This window comes from Pseudomonas tolaasii NCPPB 2192, from assembly GCF_002813445.1.
Lineage (GTDB): Bacteria > Pseudomonadota > Gammaproteobacteria > Pseudomonadales > Pseudomonadaceae > Aquipseudomonas > Aquipseudomonas tolaasii.
In genome coordinates this window covers 2,363,004-2,382,130 of the sequence record NZ_PHHD01000001.1, presented here as the reverse complement: position 1 = coordinate 2,382,130, position 19,127 = coordinate 2,363,004, and the positions used below count along the sequence as shown (strand labels likewise).

General features: G+C 58.4%; 22 protein-coding genes and 1 tRNA gene. 18 read left to right on the top strand and 5 right to left on the bottom strand.

Features of this window, described 5'->3' with window-relative positions; genetic code table 11:
* Entirely contained in the window at positions 1–1,083 is a 1,083-nt protein-coding gene (gene prfA / locus ATI14_RS10975; protein ID WP_016971220.1) for a peptide chain release factor 1, read from the bottom strand.
* Entirely contained in the window at positions 1,080–2,369 is a 1,290-nt protein-coding gene (gene hemA / locus ATI14_RS10970; RefSeq protein ID WP_016971221.1) for a glutamyl-tRNA reductase, read from the bottom strand. Before hemA ends, prfA begins: the two co-directional genes overlap by 4 nt.
* A 182-nt stretch (positions 2,370–2,551) precedes the next feature.
* Here hemA and ATI14_RS10965 point away from each other — a divergent pair, with 182 nt between their 5' ends.
* The 18 genes from ATI14_RS10965 to ATI14_RS10875 all read left to right on the top strand — a co-directional run bounded on the left by ATI14_RS10965 (position 2,552) and on the right by ATI14_RS10875 (position 16,969).
* Positions 2,552–4,276, top strand: a complete 1,725-nt coding sequence (locus ATI14_RS10965) for a tetratricopeptide repeat protein (RefSeq protein WP_016971222.1) — start codon at positions 2,552–2,554, stop codon at positions 4,274–4,276.
* A 4-nt stretch (positions 4,277–4,280) separates the two neighbouring features.
* Complete coding sequence (gene lolB, locus ATI14_RS10960; protein ID WP_016971223.1) at positions 4,281–4,898, top strand: lipoprotein insertase outer membrane protein LolB; 618 nt, start codon at positions 4,281–4,283, stop codon at positions 4,896–4,898.
* A 1-nt stretch (position 4,899) separates the two neighbouring features.
* A complete protein-coding gene (ispE, locus tag ATI14_RS10955) occupies positions 4,900–5,751 on the top strand; it encodes a 4-(cytidine 5'-diphospho)-2-C-methyl-D-erythritol kinase (RefSeq protein ID WP_016971224.1) in 852 nt (283 codons plus the stop codon).
* Between the two features lie 37 nt (positions 5,752–5,788).
* Positions 5,789–5,863 (top strand) — tRNA-Gln (locus tag ATI14_RS10950).
* Positions 5,864–5,909: 46 nt separating this feature from the next.
* Entirely contained in the window at positions 5,910–6,851 is a 942-nt protein-coding gene (locus ATI14_RS10945) for a ribose-phosphate pyrophosphokinase (RefSeq protein WP_016971225.1), read from the top strand.
* Positions 6,852–6,988: 137 nt separating this feature from the next.
* The gene (locus ATI14_RS10940; protein ID WP_016971226.1) at positions 6,989–7,585 is read left to right on the top strand and encodes a 50S ribosomal protein L25/general stress protein Ctc; all 597 of its coding nucleotides are present in this window, start codon (positions 6,989–6,991) and stop codon (positions 7,583–7,585) included.
* A gap of 167 nt (positions 7,586–7,752) precedes the next feature.
* Positions 7,753–8,337 (top strand): aminoacyl-tRNA hydrolase, encoded by a 585-nt coding sequence (pth, locus tag ATI14_RS10935; RefSeq protein WP_016971227.1) that lies wholly within the window; start codon positions 7,753–7,755, stop codon positions 8,335–8,337.
* Positions 8,338–8,358: 21 nt separating this feature from the next.
* A complete protein-coding gene (ychF, locus tag ATI14_RS10930; protein WP_016971228.1) occupies positions 8,359–9,459 on the top strand; it encodes a redox-regulated ATPase YchF in 1,101 nt (366 codons plus the stop codon).
* Between the two features lie 326 nt (positions 9,460–9,785).
* On the top strand, positions 9,786–10,736 hold the full coding sequence (locus ATI14_RS10925) for a sigma-54-dependent Fis family transcriptional regulator (RefSeq protein ID WP_016971229.1): 951 nt from the start codon (positions 9,786–9,788) through the stop codon (positions 10,734–10,736).
* Between the two features lie 74 nt (positions 10,737–10,810).
* Positions 10,811–11,128 carry a hypothetical protein gene (locus ATI14_RS31155; RefSeq protein ID WP_130886730.1) on the top strand — a complete coding sequence of 106 codons (318 nt, stop codon included), beginning with the start codon at positions 10,811–10,813 and terminating at the stop codon, positions 11,126–11,128.
* A gap of 57 nt (positions 11,129–11,185) precedes the next feature.
* Positions 11,186–11,551, top strand: a complete 366-nt coding sequence (locus ATI14_RS31645; RefSeq protein WP_016971231.1) for a hypothetical protein — start codon at positions 11,186–11,188, stop codon at positions 11,549–11,551.
* Positions 11,552–11,557: 6 nt separating this feature from the next.
* Positions 11,558–12,379 carry a type III secretion system inner membrane ring lipoprotein SctJ gene (gene sctJ, locus ATI14_RS10910; RefSeq protein ID WP_051032793.1) on the top strand — a complete coding sequence of 274 codons (822 nt, stop codon included), beginning with the start codon at positions 11,558–11,560 and terminating at the stop codon, positions 12,377–12,379.
* Positions 12,372–12,947 carry a hypothetical protein gene (locus ATI14_RS31640; protein ID WP_026083039.1) on the top strand — a complete coding sequence of 192 codons (576 nt, stop codon included), beginning with the start codon at positions 12,372–12,374 and terminating at the stop codon, positions 12,945–12,947. Before sctJ ends, ATI14_RS31640 begins: the two co-directional genes overlap by 8 nt.
* The gene (gene sctL / locus ATI14_RS10900) at positions 12,925–13,563 is read left to right on the top strand and encodes a type III secretion system stator protein SctL (protein WP_051032795.1); all 639 of its coding nucleotides are present in this window, start codon (positions 12,925–12,927) and stop codon (positions 13,561–13,563) included. The genes ATI14_RS31640 and sctL overlap by 23 nt, the downstream gene beginning before the upstream one ends.
* A gap of 71 nt (positions 13,564–13,634) precedes the next feature.
* Positions 13,635–13,856, top strand: coding sequence for a hypothetical protein (locus ATI14_RS10895; RefSeq protein WP_016971234.1), 222 nt, complete (start codon positions 13,635–13,637; stop codon positions 13,854–13,856).
* A 410-nt stretch (positions 13,857–14,266) separates the two neighbouring features.
* Positions 14,267–16,405 carry a type III secretion system outer membrane ring subunit SctC gene (gene sctC / locus ATI14_RS10885; RefSeq protein ID WP_016971236.1) on the top strand — a complete coding sequence of 713 codons (2,139 nt, stop codon included), beginning with the start codon at positions 14,267–14,269 and terminating at the stop codon, positions 16,403–16,405.
* Positions 16,402–16,602, top strand: a complete 201-nt coding sequence (gene hrpT / locus ATI14_RS10880; protein WP_026083038.1) for an HrpT family type III secretion system protein — start codon at positions 16,402–16,404, stop codon at positions 16,600–16,602. Before sctC ends, hrpT begins: the two co-directional genes overlap by 4 nt.
* Positions 16,603–16,627: 25 nt before the next feature.
* Entirely contained in the window at positions 16,628–16,969 is a 342-nt protein-coding gene (locus ATI14_RS10875; protein WP_016971238.1) for a hypothetical protein, read from the top strand.
* Here ATI14_RS10875 and sctU read toward each other — a convergent pair whose 3' ends face one another.
* Genes sctU through sctS form a run of 3 tightly spaced genes read right to left on the bottom strand, consistent with a single transcriptional unit; the run spans position 16,970 to position 19,126 of the window.
* Positions 16,970–18,067, bottom strand: a complete 1,098-nt coding sequence (gene sctU / locus ATI14_RS10870) for a type III secretion system export apparatus subunit SctU (RefSeq protein ID WP_080519805.1) — start codon at positions 18,065–18,067, stop codon at positions 16,970–16,972.
* A complete protein-coding gene (gene sctT, locus ATI14_RS10865) occupies positions 18,064–18,852 on the bottom strand; it encodes a type III secretion system export apparatus subunit SctT (protein ID WP_016971240.1) in 789 nt (262 codons plus the stop codon). Before sctT ends, sctU begins: the two co-directional genes overlap by 4 nt.
* Before the next feature lie 10 nt (positions 18,853–18,862).
* Complete coding sequence (sctS, locus tag ATI14_RS10860; protein ID WP_016971241.1) at positions 18,863–19,126, bottom strand: type III secretion system export apparatus subunit SctS; 264 nt, start codon at positions 19,124–19,126, stop codon at positions 18,863–18,865.
* Between the last annotated feature and the right edge of the window lies 1 nt (position 19,127).

The following is a 19,127-nucleotide window of genomic DNA, read 5'->3' as shown; positions in this document are numbered from 1 at the left end:
TTATTCACCAATCGCCGCCAACTGATCCGCCTGGTATTCGGCGAGCAACGGCTCGATCACCGCTTCAACGCCACCGGCGAGAATCTCGTCAAGGGAATACAGGGTGAGGTTGACCCTGTGGTCGGTAACCCGGCCCTGGGCAAAGTTGTAAGTACGAATGCGTTCGGAGCGGTCGCCCGACCCCACGAGCAATTTACGTTCGCTGGCAATTGCGTTGGCGGCGGCGCTGGTCTGCTGGTCGTTGAGCTTGGCCGACAGCCACGACATGGCGCGCGCGCGGTTCTTGTGCTGGGAACGTTCTTCCTGGCACTCCACCACGATGCCCGATGGCAAGTGGGTGATGCGGATCGCGGAGTCGGTCTTGTTGACGTGCTGACCGCCAGCGCCCGACGAACGGTAGGTGTCGATACGCAGGTCCGCCGGGTTGATCTCGATGGCTTCCTGTTCATCCGGCTCGGGCAACACGGCCACGGTGCACGCCGAAGTGTGGATGCGGCCCTGGGATTCCGTCGCCGGAACCCGCTGCACGCGGTGCGCACCGGACTCGAACTTCAATTTGCCGTAAACGTTGTCGCCTTCGACCCGCGCGATGACTTCTTTATAGCCGCCATGCTCGCCTTCGTTCTCGGACAAAATCTCCACACGCCAGCCACGACGTTCGGCGTAACGCGAATACATGCGGAACAGGTCGCCGGAGAAAATCGCCGCCTCGTCGCCGCCGGTGCCGGCGCGGATTTCGAGGAACACGTTGCGGCCATCGTTCGGGTCTTTGGGCAGCAGCATGCGCTGCAGGTCGCCTTCCAGCTGGGCGAGCTTTTCCTTGGCTTCGCGGACTTCTTCCACGGCCATTTCACGCATGTCCGGGTCGCTGTCCTTGAGCAACGCCTGGGCGCCTTCGAGGTCGGCCTGCACTTTGAGCAGGTGTTTGTAGGTGGCCACAACCGGCTCAACTTCGGCGTATTCCTTGGAATAGGCGCGGAATTTGGTCTGATCGGAAATGACCTCGCCGTCGCCGAGCAAGGCGGTCAGTTCTTCGAAACGGTCCTGGAGCACGTCCAGTTTATTGAGCAGTGACGCTTTCATTGCGGTTTTTTATCCGAAGAGCTATCTGACGCGCCCTCACCGAGGGCAAAGAGTTCCTGGGCCATGGCCAGCGCATCGAGGCGGCCTTCGGCTGTAAGCTTTTTCAACTGCACACTGGGGGCATGCAGCAATTTGTTGGTGAGGCCGCGGGCCAATTGCATCAACACCTCTTCGGCGCTGCTGCCGTTGGCCAGCAAACGCTGGGCCTTGCTCAATTCTTCGTCGCGCAGGCGCTCGCCTTGCTGACGATAGGCCTTGAGCACGTCCACCGCCGCCAACTCGCGCAGGCGCACCATGAAATCTTCGGCGCCGGTGCTGACCATTTCCTCGGCGGCCTGGGCAGCGCCCTGGCGGCTCTTGAGGTTTTCGGCGACCACTTCGTGCAGGTCGTCGACGCTATAGAGGTAAACGTCGTCCAACTCGCCGACTTCCGGCTCGATATCCCGGGGAACGGCGATATCCACCATGAAAATAGGCTTGTGCTTGCGCAGCTTCAGCGCGCTTTCCACCGCGCCCTTGCCCAGGATCGGCAACTGGCTGGCAGTCGAACTGATGACGATATCGCTGCGCACCAGTTCGGCCGGAATGTCCGACAACAACACCGCGTGGGCGCCAAACTGCTCGGCGAGGATGCTCGCGCGCTCCAGCGTTCGGTTGGCCACCACAATACGCTTCACCCCCAGGTCATGCAGGTGGCGGGCAACCAGGGTGATGGTCTCACCGGCGCCAATCAGCAGGGCCTGGCTGCGCTGCAGGTCGCTGAAAATCTGCTTGGCCAGGCTGACGGCGGCAAAAGCCACGGACACCGGGTTTTCACCGATGGCGGTGTCGGTGCGCACTTGCTTGGCGGAATTGAAGGTGGCCTGGAACAGGCGGCCCAGCAATGGCCCAACCGTACCGGCCTCGCGCGCCACGGCGTAGGCGGATTTCATCTGGCCGAGAATCTGCGGCTCGCCCAATACCAACGAGTCGAGGCCGGCGGCCACACGCATCATGTGACGAACGGCCGCATCGTCTTCGTGCACATAGGCACTGGCGCGCAGGTCGTCGAGGCTCAAATGGTGGTAATCGGCCAGCCAGCGCAGCACCACATCGGCTGAAAGATGTTCCTGCTCTATATAGAGTTCGCTGCGATTGCAGGTCGAAAGGATCGCAGCTTCGCGGCTGTCGGTGATCCGGCAGAGCTGCTGCAAGGCCTCAACCAACTGCTCCGGCGTGAACGCAACGCGCTCGCGCACGTCTACGGTAGCAGTCTTGTGGTTAATACCGAGTGCGAGGAAGGCCATTCAATATCGCTGATGATGTCGGGAAGCCGACAATTGTCCTACTTCGAATGATTCAGAACAACCACCGTAGGCTATTGTCCTAATGCCTTGTGTCTATTAAGGCATCCACTGAGACTCGGTTATGTTTGGCCGAAGGCTTGTGTCATGATGATCCGACCGCAGGTTAGTCGTCCTCTTCCTATATGAATAGATCTTCCGCGTTGCTCCTTGCTTTTGTCTTCCTCAGCGGCTGCCAGGCCTTGGCACCCGTGTCGCCGGACGGTACGCCGCCGGTCGAAGACAGCACCCCCGCCCCTGAAAAGCCCAAGGTTTATTCCTCGTTCAAGGAAGAAACGATCTACAGCCTGCTGACTGCGGAACTCGCCGGCCAGCGCAATCGTTTTGACATTGCCCTGGATAACTACGTGACCCAGGCCATCAACACTCAGGACCCGGGCATTTCGGAGCGGGCGTTTCGCATCGCCGAATACCTGGGCGCCGACCAGGCTGCGCTGGACACGTCGCTGATCTGGGCGAAAAACGCGCCGGACGATCTGGAAGCGCAACGCGCCGCCGCCGTCCAACTGGCACGTGCCGGGCGCTATGACGACTCCATGGTCTATATGGAGAAAGTCCTGCAGGGCAAGGGTGACACGCATTTCGACTTCCTCGCGCTGTCGGCCGCCGACACTGACCAGGACACGCGCAACGGTTTGATGAAGAGTTTCGACCGTTTGCTGCAAAAACACCCAAAAAACAGCCAGCTTATTTTCGGCAAGGCATTGTTGCTGCAACAGGATGACGAGGCCGACGCCGCACTCAAGCTGCTGGAACAAAACCCGCCGGAAGATGGCGAGATCGCGCCGATCCTGCTGCGTGCACGCTTGCTGCAGAACCTCAACCGCGGCAAGGAAGCGATTCCGTTGCTGGAAAAAAGCATCAAAAAGTACCCGGAAGACAAGCGCCTGCGCCTGACCTATGCGCGCACGCTGGTGGAGCAGGACCGCATGGAGGACGCCAAAGTGCAGTTCGCCAACCTGGTCCAGCAATACCCGGACGACGATGAACTGCGCTACTCCCTGGCGCTGGTGTGCCTGGAAGCCAAGGCCTGGGACGAGGCCAAGGGTTATCTGGAAGAACTTATCCAGCGTGAGAGCCATGTGGACTCGGCGCACCTGAACCTCGGCCGTATCGCCGAGGAGCGCAATGACCCGCAGGCGGCTTTGCTCGAATACGCCCAGGTCGGCCCCGGCAATGACTATCTGCCGGCCCAATTGCGCCAGGCCGATATTTTGATGAGCAACGGCCGCACCGACGAGGCGGAAAAACGCCTGGCCGCCGCCCGCGATGCCGAGCCCGATTACGCGATCCAGCTGTACCTGATCCAGGCCGAAACGCTGTCGGCCAACAAGCAGGGCGAGCGCGCCTGGAAACTGCTGCAACAAGCCTTGCTGCAATACCCCGACGACTTGAACCTGCTGTACACCCGCGCCATGCAGGCGGAAAAACGCAATGACCTGGCACAGATGGAAAAAGACCTGCGCCTGATCATCAAGCGTGACCCGGACAATGCCATGGCGCTGAACGCCCTGGGTTACACCTTGTCCGACCGCACGACGCGTTACGCCGAAGCCAAGGTCCTGATCGAGCAAGCCCACAAGTTGAATCCGGAAGACCCGGCTGTTCTCGACAGCCTGGGCTGGGTGAATTACCGCCTGGGCAACCTCGACGAGGCCGAACGTTTGCTGCGACAAGCGCTGGAGCGCTTCCCCGACCAGGAAGTCGCTGCCCACTTGGGCGAAGTGCTGTGGGCCAATGGCAAGCAGCGCGAAGCGCGACAAATCTGGGAAAAATTCCTCAAGGAACAACCCGAAAGCCCCATCCTGCGCGGCACCATCAAGCGCCTGACCGGATCCGAGACCCTTTAAACTTATGTTCTTGCGCCACGTTATCGTTTTCAGTTTCATCGCCCTGCTCGCCGGTTGCGCGGGCATAGGCAGCCGCGAATCCGTTGAGGGCCAGGGCAACCCGGCGCAATGGAAACAGCACAAGGATCAACTCAGCAGCATCGACGGCTGGCAGATCGAAGGCAAGGTAGGGGTTCGCGCGCCGAAGGATTCGGGCAGCGGCACGCTGTTCTGGCTGCAGCGCCAGGACTATTACGACATTCGCCTGTCCGGCCCGTTGGGACGCGGCGCGGCACGCCTGACTGGTCGCCCGGGGCAAGTGAGCCTGGAAGTGGCCAATCAGGGGCGCTATGAAGCGGCGTCGCCGGAAGAATTGCTGGAACAGCAGATGGGCTGGAAACTGCCCGTCTCTCATTTGGTCTGGTGGGTACGCGGTTTGCCCGCACCTGACAGCAAAAGTCGTCTGAGCCTTAATGGCGACAGCCGCCTGGCCACCCTGGAGCAGGACGGTTGGCAGGTCGAGTACCTCAGCTACGTCGAACAAAACGGTTACTGGCTGCCCGAACGCATCAAGCTGCACGGCACCGACCTGGATGTAACGCTGGTGATCAAGGACTGGCAACCGCGCAAGTTGGGGCAATAACGTGTCCGTACAAAAACTGACCCTGCCCTCCCCCGCCAAACTCAATTTGATGCTGCACATTCTGGGGCGCCGCGAAGACGGGTACCACGAGTTGCAGACGCTGTTTCAATTTCTCGACTACGGCGATGAGCTCACCTTCGCCGTACGCGACGATGGCGTAATCAAGCTGCACACCGAATTCGAAGGCGTGCCCCACGACAGCAATCTGATCGTGAAGGCTGCGAAAAAACTGCAAGAGCAATCCGGCAGCTCGCTCGGGATTGATATCTGGATCGATAAAATCCTGCCCATGGGCGGTGGCATCGGCGGCGGCAGCTCGAATGCCGCGACCACATTGCTGGGTCTGAATCACCTGTGGCAGCTGGGCTGGGACCACGATCACCTGGCCGCACTGGGCCTGACGCTGGGCGCCGACGTGCCGGTTTTCGTGCGCGGCCACGCGGCTTTCGCCGAGGGCGTGGGCGAGAAACTCAGCCCGGAATACCCCGAAGAGCCGTGGTATGTCGTGCTTGTTCCGCAAGTATCTGTAAGTACAGCAGAAATTTTTTCAGATCCACTGTTGACACGTAACTCTCCTCCCATTAAAGTGCGCCCCGTTCCCAAGGGAAACAGTCGAAATGACTGCTTACCGGTTGTAGCAAAGCGTTATCCAGAGGTACGTAACGCTTTGAATTTGCTAGGTAAATTTACCGAAGCAAAATTAACCGGAACTGGAAGTTGTGTGTTTGGGGGCTTCCCAAGCAAAGCTGAAGCTGATAAAGTCTCGGCCCTTCTTACAGAGACCCTTACAGGGTTTGTAGCAAAGGGAAGCAACGTTTCGATGTTGCATCGCAAGCTGCAAAGTCTGCTCTAAAAGGAACCGAGTGTTAGGCACTCGTTGCAACAGATACAGGGGCGTCGCCAAGCGGTAAGGCAGCAGGTTTTGATCCTGCCATGCGTTGGTTCGAATCCAGCCGCCCCTGCCATTTTCTAATACTCATCCAGGTTACCCTCAGCCTCTAGGTACTGCGCGTGTCCAAGATGATGGTCTTTACGGGGAATGCTAACCCCGATCTGGCTCGACGTGTCGTACGTCAGCTGCATATCCCTCTCGGTGACATCTCTGTCGGTAAATTCTCCGACGGCGAAATTACAGCCGAGATCAATGAAAACGTTCGCGGTAAAGACGTCTTCATTATTCAGCCGACTTGCGCTCCGACCAACGATAACCTGATGGAACTCGTCGTGATGGCTGATGCCTTCCGCCGCTCCTCAGCGACTCGAATCACAGCTGTAATTCCTTACTTTGGTTATGCCCGTCAGGATCGCCGTCCGCGTTCCGCACGTGTGGCCATCAGCGCGAAAGTCGTTGCTGACATGCTGACCGTGGTAGGTATCGACCGTGTTCTCACGGTTGACCTGCACGCTGACCAAATCCAGGGTTTCTTCGATATTCCGGTAGATAACATCTACGGTTCGCCCGTATTGGTGGACGACATCGAAGACCAGCGCTTTGAAAACCTGATGATCGTGTCCCCGGACATTGGCGGCGTCGTGCGTGCACGTGCTGTTGCCAAATCCCTGGGCGTGGACCTCGGGATCATCGACAAACGCCGTGAAAAAGCCAATCACTCTGAAGTGATGCATATCATCGGTGATGTCGAAGGGCGTACCTGTATTCTGGTTGATGACATGGTCGACACCGCCGGCACCCTGTGCCACGCGGCAAAAGCCTTGAAAGAGCACGGTGCTGCAAAAGTTTTCGCCTACTGCACACACCCTGTGCTGTCTGGCCGTGCGATCGAGAACATCGAGAATTCCGTGCTGGACGAACTGGTGGTGACCAACACCATCCCGTTGTCCGCCGCCGCTCAAGCCTGTTCGCGTATCCGTCAACTGGATATCGCACCGGTAGTTGCCGAAGCGGTTCGCCGCATCAGCAATGAAGAATCGATCAGCGCGATGTTCCGTTAAGGGTCAAACCTTCGGAACACCCCACTGACGAAAAGCGCCCCGCCCCGACATTCTGTTGGGGCGGGGCTTTTTTGCCCATGTCGAGGCCGGCGCTGGTCGCAAACGCCGCTCGATGATGGCTATTTTGGAGATACAAAATGACTGACTTTACTCTGAACGCCCAAGCGCGTACTGACCTGGGGAAAGGTGCGAGCCGCCGCCTGCGTCACGCCGCCAACATCCCTGCCGTGGTTTACGGTGGCAACAAGCCTGCTGAATCCGTAACCATCCTGGCCAAGGAAATCGCCAAGCTGTTCGAAAACGAAGCTGCCTACAGCCACGTTATCGAACTGAACGTCGACGGCACCAAGCAAAACGTCATCGTTAAAGCGATGCAGCGCCACCCGTCCAAGCAATTCATCATGCACGCTGACTTCGTGCGCGTTGTTGCTGGCCAGAAACTGACCGCTATCGTGCCTGTGCACTTTGTTGGTGAAGAAGCTCCGGTCAAGAAAGGCGGCGAGATCTCGCACGTTCTGAACGAAATCGAAGTGACCTGCCTGCCGAAAGACCTGCCTGAGTTCATCGAAGTCGACCTGTCGGCTCTGGAAATCGGCGCGATCGTTCACCTGTCCGACCTCAAAGCCCCTAAAGGCGTTGAGTTTGTTGCGCTGGCTCACGGTGATGACAAAGCTGTTGCAAACGTACACGCTCCACGCGTTGCTCCAGAAGCTGAAGAAGGCGCTGCAGAGTAATTCACTCTGTATGGCCGGAGCTTGAGGAAACATCGCGGACCGGAACGTAGCGAGAAAGCGGGCGATAACGCGGCGTTTACTCTTGAGTAAATGAGCTACTGTTGTCCACTTTCGCCGCACCAAGGTCAGGCGATGTTATCCACAACTCCAAAGGAAGGGCCCCTGTCGTGACTGCCATTAAACTGATCGTTGGCCTGGGAAATCCAGGCGCCGAATACGAACAGACCCGGCATAACGCGGGGGCCCTTTTTGTTGAGCGTATCGCCCACGCGCAAGGTGTGAGCCTTGTGGCCGATCGCAAATATTTCGGCCTGACCGGGCGCTTCTCGCACCAGGGTCAGGATGTTCGTCTGCTGATTCCCACCACCTACATGAACCGCAGCGGCCAGGCCGTGGCGGCGCTTGCGAATTTCTTCCGAATCAAACCCGAGGAAATCCTGGTGGCCCATGACGAACTGGACCTGCCACCCGGCGTTGCCAAGCTCAAGCTGGGCGGCGGGCATGGGGGTCATAATGGCCTGCGCGACATCATCGCGCAGTTGGGCAATCAGAATAATTTCTACCGTCTGCGGCTCGGCATTGGCCACCCAGGCGTTGCCAGTATGGTTTCAAATTTCGTCCTGGGTCGTGCGCCACGCGCCGAACAGGAAAAACTCGATGCCAGCATCGACTTTGCCCTCGGCGTGCTGCCGGATATCTTCGCCGGTGAATGGAACCGCGCGATGAAAAACCTGCACAGCCAGAAGGCCTGACTCTTACCGAGGGGAAACACCATGGGATTCAATTGCGGCATCGTCGGCCTGCCCAACGTCGGCAAATCCACCCTGTTCAACGCGCTGACCAAATCCGGTATTGCGGCGGAGAACTTCCCCTTCTGCACCATCGAGCCTAACAGCGGCATCGTGCCGATGCCGGACCCGCGCCTGGAAGCCCTGGCGGCCATCGTCAATCCAAAGCGCATTCTGCCGACCACCATGGAATTCGTCGACATCGCAGGCCTGGTTGCCGGCGCCTCGAAAGGTGAAGGTCTGGGCAACAAGTTCCTGGCCAACATCCGTGAAACCGATGCTATCGCCCACGTGGTCCGCTGCTTTGAAGACGAGAACGTGATTCACGTCTCCAACAGCGTCGACCCGAAACGCGATATCGAAATCATCGACCTGGAACTGATCTTCGCCGACCTCGACAGTTGCGAGAAACAACTGCAGAAAGTCGCGCGCAACGCCAAAGGCGGTGACAAGGACGCTGTAGTCCAGAAAGGCCTGCTGGAGCAATTGATCGCCCACTTCACCGAGGGCAAGCCTGCGCGCAGCCTGATGAAGAACATGGGCGCCGACGAAAAGGCAGTGATCAAGGGCTTCCACCTGCTGACCACCAAGCCTGTGATGTACATCGCCAACGTCGCTGAAGACGGCTTCGAGAACAACCCGCTGCTCGACGTGGTCAAGGCCATTGCCGAGGAAGAAGGCGCCATGGTTGTACCGGTGTGCAACAAGATCGAAGCGGAAATCGCCGAGCTCGATGACGGCGAAGAAAAAGACATGTTCCTCGAGGCCCTGGGCCTGGAAGAGCCTGGCTTGAACCGTGTGATCCGCGCCGGCTACGAAATGCTCAACCTGCAGACCTACTTCACCGCCGGCGTTGAAGAAGTCCGTGCCTGGACCGTCAAGGTCGGCGCCACCGCGCCACAGGCCGCTGGCGTGATCCACACTGACTTCGAAAAAGGCTTCATCCGCGCCGAAGTGATCGCCTACAACGACTTCATCCAGTACAAGGGCGAAGCCGGTACCAAGGAAGCCGGTAAATGGCGCCTGGAAGGCAAGGACTACATCGTCAAGGATGGCGACGTGATGCACTTCCGCTTCAACGTGTAAATGCCGCCCGCGGTATTGACCGCCACGATAAAAAGCCGATGCACTGCATCGGCTTTTTTGTGGGCGCTGTTTTTAAAGCCAGCCACTGTTGAATGCCAATAGACGAATTTGCCTGCAATATTAATCACTCACTAATCCCTGGAATTTCAGGTTTAGTCCTACGCAGTAGGTCAGGGCTTTGAGCGTTATTTTTTATCATTAAAACATGCGAAAACCCTCAATAAATCCAGGAGTTTTCTTACTTAAACAGCCGTGACGGCGTGGTTAAATTGCGCCGTACTTCAACCCCGCAAAATAACGTTCCACTACAGTGAAGTCATTGAAAAATGTCGGCCGCCTACCCGCAGGAAAGTGATTCCGATGTCCCGCTGATTGAAGACAGGGAAATCGAAAACACACTCAACGCCACAGCAGCACTCAATGTCGACATTCTGCTCCTGGGGGAAACGGGTACCGGCAAGGACACCTTGGCGCAACGAATCCATCGCATGTCCGGTCGGCGGGGCAACTTCGTGGCGGTCAATTGTGCCGCCATCCCGGAAAGCCTCGCAGAGAGTCAGCTCTTCGGCGTCAACAGCGGCGCCTATACCGGTGCGGTGCAGTCCCGGGCAGGCGTTATTGAAACGGCTCACCTTGGCACGTTGTACCTGGATGAAATCGACAGCATGCCGCTCTCACTGCAAGCCAAGCTATTGCGAGTACTGGAAGCCCGGGGTGTGGAGCGCCTGGGGTCGACCCGCTTCATTGCGGTGGATATGCGCGTCATCGCGTCCGCCCAGCAGTCCTTGCATGAAATGGTCGAGCAAGGCACCTTCCGGCGTGATCTGTACTTTCGCCTGAGCGTCGTGAATATCGGATTACCCGCCCTGCGCAACAGGCGTGAGCGCATCACACCGATGTTCTTGAGCATGGTTCGCCAGGAAGCGGATTACTTCAAGTGCCCTGCTCCACAACCCTCCAGCGCCCTGCTGCAGGAGTTGCTGTGCCACCCCTGGCAGGGCAACGTGCGCGAGCTGCGCTCTACCGCCAAACGCTTTGTATTGGGCTTGACCCCTCTTCCAAAACAAGCGCCCCTGCTGACACAGGAAGACAAAGGCCTGAAGGAGCGCCTGCAACAAATAGAAAAGTCATTAATTGAAGACTCGCTGCACCGTCACGACTATAGCGTGGACGCGGTCAGCCTGGAATTGGGCGTTGCCAAACGCACGCTTTATTATCGAATGAAACAGTTGGCGATACCCCTTGCTTCATCTCACGGCGCAAAGTTACAAGAGTAAAACCCTCGATACAATTAGAAACAACGCAGCAAACAGAATCTGGAACCACCCTCTCGCCATTGACCACGCAATATATGCAAAAAGTTATTTCAGCCTTGAGATGGCTTGGTGCTCTTTTACGTACTCCTCAAGTACGGGGTGCGGATCAGAAAACAACGGTTTCAGATCATCAACTTAATGGGAGTAACCCTATGTCTGGTATAAGCGGCCTCGGCGGTCTCAGCAACCTCTTTAATTCTCTGGGTTCCGGCAATTCGGGGGCCAATGACTCCGTAGCACAGCTGCGCGCCATCGGTGAACAGCAAGTCAAGGACTCTATCGAGACAGCCGAAGTAAAACGCAAAGTTACTTTTGGCCAAGGTCTTAAAGACGCTTACGGCACCGCACGCTAACACGATGGCCTCTTCTGTTTTCAATGGAAGAGGCCATTCCCTATAGAGGGACTTACCATGCAAATAGACCTTCAGAAAAAGTCGACTTCCTTTTCCTCTACACGCAGCGCCAATGAACATGACACCGCCGGGAGGACGGCAGACATCGATTTTTTTGTCACGGCATTGTCCGCTGGCAATACATCTACAACCGGTCCAAATCAAGCACAGCTGGCAAACATTTTAACGATGGCGTCAGAGCAACTGGACCTGTCGAAAAAGCGTATGGCTAAAAGTATGCGGGCGTTAAGTACAGGGAAGGATGAAAAAGCCAAAGGCGACTATCCACTCATGATCTCCAACGCCCTGTTGACGACACAGGTATTGGTAAAAAGCTGTGGCTCAGTGATTCAGTGCGTCGAAAAGATCTCCAACCTGCAGTAGGTAATCATGACTCGTCCCTTGCTCAGCGCCTTCCTCTTGACGTTGGTTTGTTTGCTGACCGGCTGCAGCGACAGTGTCGAGCTTCATCGCCAACTCTCGGAGCAAGAAGCCAATGAAATCATCGCAGAACTGGCGGACAAGCATATCCGTGCGCAAAAAGTACCAGCCAAGGATGGCGTGATTGTTCGTGTGGACGCCGCCGATATCGGCGGTGCTGTACGTGTGCTGGATGCAGTAGGGCTTCCCAAACCCAAACGCGCCACCATGGGCGATACCTTCCGCAAGGAAGGCGTCATTTCCACGCCTCTCGAAGAACGAGCCCGTTACATTTATGCGCTGTCTCAGGAACTTGAGGCCACCCTGTCCAAAATAGACGGCGTCATCGTCGCCCGAGTGCATGTGGTGCTACCCGAGCGCATAGCGCCCGGCGAACCTGTACAGCCTGCATCCGCATCTGTCTTCATCAAGCACGACCCGCGCCTTGAGCCCGACAACATTCGTGGCCGGGTACGCAGAATGGTGGCCAGCAGTATTCCGGGGATGGCCACGGCGGTAGACAACTCACAAAAACTGACGGTGGTATTTGTCCCTGCAACTGCGCTTCAGGAACAACGCCCCCTGACCCACTTCGGGCCGTTCCTGATGCCCGAGAACCAGTTCGTTTATTGGCGTAACGCCATGGTGGTGTTGCTGCTCGCGTTGATCGCGGGGGCAGTTGCCTTCGCAGTGTTCTGGCAAAAGCGCAAACAGCGACGTTCACACGCTGGGCTCAGTGCAGAACCCGCCGTTCCCTTATCGCCGTCCGTTCGCCCTTCGCCGCATGAATGACGCTTTGGCTTGGGCACGATGGTGGGCTTTCCCCTGGCTAACCGCACACGCGGATTGGGGCCGTTTCTCGCCAGAGACGCTGTATCGCAGCCACCACGTATCGGCCAGTGCCATGCTTGGCATATCGCCCTGCCTGGCTCCGCCGCTCAGTACTACCGTACTGCGGCTGACTCAGGTATCAGAGCAAGCACTTGACCGGGCGCTGACACTCGTTGACTACATCAGCCACAACACTGCAGCAAGCTTTCTGCCTGAAGACGAGCAACTCTGGTGCAGGCGCTTCTCGAAAGCCCTTCCCCCCAACACCCTGCCACTTTATGACGATGCCGCATTACACCTGCTGCGCCTATGGGTCGAACCCGCTACCTGGCAACGTCTGAGGTTGCGCTTTGCGCGCCAGCGGGTGCTTGACCTGGAAAAGAATGAGCGTTTCTTCCATGACACGCACATTCGGCTCGACACGCTCTGGCAAGCGGTGGTGTGGCGTATCACAACACTTCCGGCCAACGGCGCGCCCACCGATTCAAACAACCTGGATACAGACGATGTTATGCCGTCGAAAACTTGAATTACACACCTCGCCATCCTCGGTGCCACACACGCTCATTCCGCGCCAGATGCTCGAAGACAGCAACCAGGCCAGCTCATTATTGGAGCGCGCAAAAGCCCAGGCCGAGGAGCACTTGCATCAGGCCGAACAGCAGCGTGAAGCCCTGCTTGAAGAGGCGAGCGTGGCGTTCTGGCGACGCGCCGAGGCTCAACTCGACCGCTGGGAGCGTGAGCGCCAGTCGATGAGCCACGCGCTGGAACAGTACGCGACCACCGTCACGAATAATGTGATCCGTTATCTGCTCGGCGAGGTACCCGACCAGCAACGGTTGACGGTCATGCTTAAACAACTGTTGGCGAGCCAGTTGCCCCCTGTTGAAGCGACCCTGCTCTGCCATCCCGATGAGTTGAACGCCCTGGAGTCACTCCTTGCGCCTCCCCACGCCACCCTGTGGATGCTTCGCTCCGACGACACGATCCGTCCACAGACCCTGGTGCTCAAAACCGATGAAGGCGATTTCCGTATCGACTGGGCTTCAATGTTCAGCTTATTGCTGACGCAACAAAAACATGCCGTACCCGATGCCCCATCCGCCCCGGATGTTTATGAGTGGCAACCGCCCAGGAACCGTTGAATAACAGAAACACTTTGGAACTGATGCCCCCTCACTGACCACCCAGGTCGAACACAGCCGGAGTAATTGCCATGACTGAATACGCCACGTTGAGAAAACAGATAGTGGGCGATGTAAAAACCACCAAAAGCCAATATGACTCGATGCTCAATGACCCGGACATCGCGTCAGGCGACATACGCGCCTTTTATGAGTCCTATTACAAATTGCACAACGCCCACAATGCGCTGTTTGAACATGACCGTGCCAACCATCTCATTATCAAAACGGCCATCGACAGTCTGCGAGGCTGATGTGAGCGAGCGGGTTATTCGTTGGGCGCAGGGCACACAGACCCAGCTCACGTTGTATGAGGACAACAGCAAGATCTCTCTGCAACGTCAAGCCGCCGCCTTTGTGCTCGGCGCCCAACTGACTGAGCCCCCCCCCCCAGCCCTTCACACCTGCATACCTGGATGCGCCTGGGGTACAGCAGCCTGAACCACTTTAAAGGAGCGCTCGCCATTGCACCCGAAGATGGCGCGCTCTGGTTGCTGCAAACCCTGTCGCCGAGTAGCAGCCATGAGCAATTGCTGGCGGAGCTGGAGTCACTGCTTAACCAACGGGACAGTTGGCGAGCCATGGCTGTACGCCTGACAAAACCCGCCCACACGTCCATTCCCAGGCTCCTGAGCCCGCAGCCTTACTAATCCGAGAAACCTCTATGTATAACGAAAACCACAGGCAGACTCGCTTGCGCGCGGGCTCGCCTGCTGACATCCACCGCCGAGCGGGTTGGCGATCCCTGCTGGCGCTGCCGTGGTTATTGCTGCCATGGGGGGCCACACAGGCGGCGATTCCATCGGAATGGAAAAATACCGCTTACGCCTATGAAGCCCAGTACAAGCCGCTGCGAGAAGTCCTGGAAGATTTCGCCCAGACCTTTGGCATTCAGCTTCAGGTCGAAGGCCTGCTGGAAGGCGTCGTGAATGGCAAGATACGCGCCAACACCCCGCAATCAATGCTCGACAGGCTTGGCGTAGAGCACCGCTTCCAGTGGTATCTGTACAACAACACGCTGTATATCAGCACCCTGGATCAGCAGGAGTCGGCACGCCTGGAGGTCTCCCCCGAGACCCTCTCCGACCTCAAGCAGGCCCTGACTGATATCGGCCTGCTCGACAGCCGTTTTGGTTGGGGCGAATTGCCTGAAGACGGCGTCGTGCTGATCTCAGGCCCCAAGCGCTATATCGAACAGATCAAGCAGTTCAGCAGCCAGCGTCGTACGCCGGATGAAAAGCAGAACGTATTGACCTTCCCGCTGAAATTCGCCAATGCGGCCGACCGCGTCGTGGATTACCGCGGCGAAAAGCTGACCATCCCCGGCATCGCCAGCATGCTGCGCGGTTTACTCGAACCCCGTAGCGCCTCCGAGCCCTCAAGCGCGAGCCGATCGTCCGCTGCGCAGTCACAAACCACCCTGGCCACGCCCAACCTGCCGCGGTTGGGCAACCCACTGCTGGACCAGATAACAGGGGCCTCGGCAGCCTCAGGGCAGTTGGCAACCGGCGCAACGCTGACCCCGCGCGCGCCAGTGGGCACCAGCCGAATCAGGGTCGAGGCCGATGTTCGCAATAACGCGATTCTGATTTACGACCTGCCCGAGCGCCAAACGATGTACCGCGAGTTGATTACTCAACTCGACGTGGCGCGAAAACTGGTAGAGATCGACGCCATCATTCTCGATATCGAACGCACGCAGTTGAACGAGTTCGGCGTCACCTGGGGGTTTCAAAACAGTCGGTTTCGCGGCGCCAGCGTCGCCCCCGGCGCCACATCCCAGTTGCTCATCGCCAACCGCGACGGTTTCATCGCAGCCGTACGCGCCCTGGAAGCCCGCGGCCTGGCGACGCTGGTCTCCAACCCGTCGGTGCTCACCCTTGAAAACCAGCCGGCCGTCATCGACTTCAACCGCACCCGGTATCTGGAAGCCGGCACAGAAAACGCGACCATCTTGCCTGTCACTGTGGGCACCAGCTTTCAAGTGGTGCCCAGGGTTATCACCAGCCGCGGCAGCCACCAGATCAACCTGGTGGTAGACATTGAGGACGGTAATTTTGACGACGCCACGCCCTCATTCCGCGACCTGGATGTGCGCCGGGGCAAGGTCAGCACCCAAGCGGTCATGGCGGAAAAACGCTCACTGGTCGTCGGTGGGTTCCACGTCACCAACAACACCGACAAGCGAACCAAGGTGCCGCTGCTGGGGGACATTCCACTGCTGGGCAAGGCGCTGTTCTCCTCGGCTGAACGGCAGAACAGCCGGCGCGAACGGTTGTTCATCATTACGCCGCGCGTTATCGGTGATCAGGCCGACCCTTCACGCTATTTGCCCCAGGAGGACCAGGCTGAATTGCAGGCGGCCCTCAAACCCCTGGCACGTCGCCTGGCCCCTCACTCGCCGGAAATCAAACGCAGCGACATCACCGGCACGCTGGCACGTCTTGTCAGTGGGCAAGTACCTGATGGCTTCAAGGCCGGGCCGATGCCCCTGGCGTTAAACACCCTGTGCACCACACGCGACGTGCTGGCACTCAACACCGAACGCAGCCAATGGTATGAAGGCTCACAGTTCAACGTGGCGGTCGTGGTGCTGCGCAACACGATCAAACGCAATGTTCGCATCGATGAAAAAGAGTGCAGCAACTCGCAGACCCTGGCGGTCAGCGTGTGGCCACGCGCCTGGCTCAAACCCGGGGAAGAGGCGGAAGTATTCATCGCCATGCGCCCCGTCGTGAAAGATGAACACATCGGCGTGACGCGCCCGTCTCTCATCACTCCCCTCAAGAAGACCACCCCATGAAAACAGTGATGTACCCCCTTCTGCTCGGCGCGGTATTGCTTCTTGCCGGCTGCACCGCAACCTGCAAAGGCGACTCATGCTCTCGCCCGCAATCGAGCGCTGACAAGCTGGTGGTCTGGTGGCCACCCCACATGCGGGTGGATGCCGGCCCGAGCGCGGAGCGCGCGGACCATCAAACGATTTCACTGGAACGCTGAGGACGCTGGGTTGCCGGGTAATAACGTGAATCGCCAGGCATTCCTGGACAGGCTGGTGGACGGCGAAGCCGCTCACCAGCAGCTCTGCCCGGGCATCCAGCTGTGCGTGAAAAACGCAGGCGCACGCCAGGGTCTATGCGTACAGATCGCCCGCGAGGCATTGCGCCCCGGGCAGTTGCAGCGTGTGCTGGAACGGCGTTTTGAACAGGCCGTGGCATTCGACGGCTGCTTTGCCTACCTCGATACTCAGGGTGCACTGGTTATCTGGCACCACCTGCCCAGCCAACGCAGCGTGCTCGAGCGCACACTCAGCCGAATACTGTCGCTTGCCGATCTACACGCCTTCGACGAACGCCTGCTTCGCTGATCAGCGCTGCTCAAGTTCCGGCAATTCCAGGGTTTCGCGCTTGGCTTCATCATCCAGCTCACGCAGGACACGGTAGATCACCGCCACGGCCTGCAAGGTCTCGCGAGGAATACTCGCCCCCAGCTTTTTCTCATACAGCGTACGCGCCAGCCACACACACTGGATCACCGGCACATCGGCAGCCTTGGCCCGCGCAATCAATTTTCGCGCATCGGCATCCGTGCCCTTGTCGACCAGCAACGGCAGTGGCGTTTCACCCGGTCGGTAATACAAGGCGACGGCAAAGTGCGTCGGGTTGACCACCAGCATGTCGGCCTCCTCAAGCTTGGGCAGCTTGACCTTCGGTTCTTCCTGAGCCAGTTGCTGCGCCAGTTGGCGCCGCTGTCCCTTGACGTGGGGGTCGCCCTCCATGTCCTTGTATTCCTTGACCACCTCGACCTGAGTCATGCGCATGCGCTGGGCAAAGAAATACTTCTGCATCGCCAGGTCAATCAGCGCCAGTACCAGCAATACCCCCAGGCACGCATGCAGCAAATGGCGAAACAAGGTGATCAGCGCCAGGATGTAACTCTGCAGGTCGCTGTTGGCCAGGTTGATCAACGCACTCAACGACGGGCCGATCACCACGTACAGAATCACGCTCAGCAGCACCGCCTTGACGATGCCCATCAACAGGTTCATCAAGGACTGCTTGGAGAACATCTGCTTGGCCTGGTTGAGCGGGTTGAGCCGGTTGAAATCCAGCTTCAGGGTTTCCGGGGCAAACAGCAGCCCGAACTGCATCCAGCTGCTGATCAGCTTGATCGCAATGGCGACTGCAACCATCAGCAGGGCGAACGAGAAAAACACCACCAGCGCTTCCATCAGCACTTCTTCCAACGCGCGAACAAACGGCTGGTCGAATCGCGACATCGGCAACACCATCAATTGCCCGAAGCGTTGCATGCTGCTGTCGGCGGTGAACAGCGCAATCTCGCTCAGGGCCGTCAGCACCAATAACTTTGGGACGTCCTGGCTCTGGGCGACCTGCCCCTTCTTGCGCTGGTCGCGCAGCTTCTTGGCACTCGCCGGGTGCTTTTTTTCACCTGAATCGCTCATGGTGCCGGCACCTTGAACATCAAACCCAACGCGTGTTTGAGGTCGCCCAAGAGCACCATGCGCCCCACGATCAAATCCTGCAGCAATGAAAAGTACAGGATCAAAATACCGATGCCCGCCAGGCATTTGACCGGCGGAGCCAACGTGCTCACCTGCAACTGCGGGCTGTAGAGCCCAAGCAGCGCAATGCCGAACTCCAACAACAGCAGCACCGCGATGAAGGGCGCCGCGTAGAGCATCATGTGCGTGAAGGTATCGCCCAGCAGCCCGATGAACGTACTGAACCCATTGGGCCCCACCACGGGGAACCAGGCCGTAGGCGGCCAAATCTGGTAGCTGTCCCAGATCACCTGGGTCAGCGCTCCCAGCCCCAGCGTGACCATCAACAGAAAGATCGCCAGTTCCTTGAAGAGATGGCCGATGGGGGTCGCGTCCGGGCCCAGCGAGGGGTTGAGCTGGCCGCCGGCCAGGGCGCCACGCTGGTTGTCCAGCAGAGCGCCCACCGCTTCGAACATCCAGAACGGCATCGACAACAGCACGCCCAGCAAAAACCCCAGGGCGACTTCCTTGAGCATCAACCCGGCAAGCGCGAGGGCGGAGTACTCAGTGCCGAGCAGCGCCGCATGGATACCGGGCGCGGGCATCAATGCCAGCACCATGATAATCGTGTGCCGGGTCATACCGCGGATGTGTTGAAAACAGAATGCCGCCACCAGCAACGCGCACGGATAAATACGCGCCATGCCCAGCAGCAAGCCGGGCAAGTATTCAAGGTATAGCAACACAGGCAGGACCTCAGTTCAGCGCCGAGCGGGCGATCATGTCAAAGGTCAGGTTGATCAGCTGGATCAGTTCCACCCCGATCCAGCGTCCGGTCACCGCCAGGGTGATACCCACCGCCACCAGCTTGATACCAAACGGCAAGGTCTGGTCCTGGATCTGCATCAGGGCCTGCACCAGCGAGGTCAGCACGCCGACGATCACCGCCACGATAAGCGGCGGCGCCGACAGCACAACCACCAGCAACATGCCCTGTTTGAACAGCACGATCGGGTCCATA

Coding starts and splice junctions, on each gene's coding strand:
- ATI14_RS10895 (WP_016971234.1), top strand. CDS start 13,635: ATGACTGAATACGCCACGTTGAGAAAACAGATAGTGGGCGATGTAAAA.
- hemA (WP_016971221.1), bottom strand. CDS start 2,369: ATGGCCTTCCTCGCACTCGGTATTAACCACAAGACTGCTACCGTAGAC.
- ATI14_RS31640 (WP_026083039.1), top strand. CDS start 12,372: ATGAATGACGCTTTGGCTTGGGCACGATGGTGGGCTTTCCCCTGGCTA.
- sctS (WP_016971241.1), bottom strand. CDS start 19,126: ATGGACCCGATCGTGCTGTTCAAACAGGGCATGTTGCTGGTGGTTGTG.
- ATI14_RS10940 (WP_016971226.1), top strand. CDS start 6,989: ATGACTGACTTTACTCTGAACGCCCAAGCGCGTACTGACCTGGGGAAA.
- sctJ (WP_051032793.1), top strand. CDS start 11,558: ATGACTCGTCCCTTGCTCAGCGCCTTCCTCTTGACGTTGGTTTGTTTG.
- ATI14_RS31645 (WP_016971231.1), top strand. CDS start 11,186: ATGCAAATAGACCTTCAGAAAAAGTCGACTTCCTTTTCCTCTACACGC.
- prfA (WP_016971220.1), bottom strand. CDS start 1,083: ATGAAAGCGTCACTGCTCAATAAACTGGACGTGCTCCAGGACCGTTTC.
- ATI14_RS10925 (WP_016971229.1), top strand. CDS start 9,786: ATGTCGGCCGCCTACCCGCAGGAAAGTGATTCCGATGTCCCGCTGATT.
- lolB (WP_016971223.1), top strand. CDS start 4,281: ATGTTCTTGCGCCACGTTATCGTTTTCAGTTTCATCGCCCTGCTCGCC.
- sctC (WP_016971236.1), top strand. CDS start 14,267: ATGTATAACGAAAACCACAGGCAGACTCGCTTGCGCGCGGGCTCGCCT.
- sctL (WP_051032795.1), top strand. CDS start 12,925: ATGTTATGCCGTCGAAAACTTGAATTACACACCTCGCCATCCTCGGTG.
- sctU (WP_080519805.1), bottom strand. CDS start 18,067: ATGAGCGATTCAGGTGAAAAAAAGCACCCGGCGAGTGCCAAGAAGCTG.
- ATI14_RS31155 (WP_130886730.1), top strand. CDS start 10,811: ATGCAAAAAGTTATTTCAGCCTTGAGATGGCTTGGTGCTCTTTTACGT.
- hrpT (WP_026083038.1), top strand. CDS start 16,402: ATGAAAACAGTGATGTACCCCCTTCTGCTCGGCGCGGTATTGCTTCTT.
- ATI14_RS10965 (WP_016971222.1), top strand. CDS start 2,552: ATGAATAGATCTTCCGCGTTGCTCCTTGCTTTTGTCTTCCTCAGCGGC.
- ychF (WP_016971228.1), top strand. CDS start 8,359: ATGGGATTCAATTGCGGCATCGTCGGCCTGCCCAACGTCGGCAAATCC.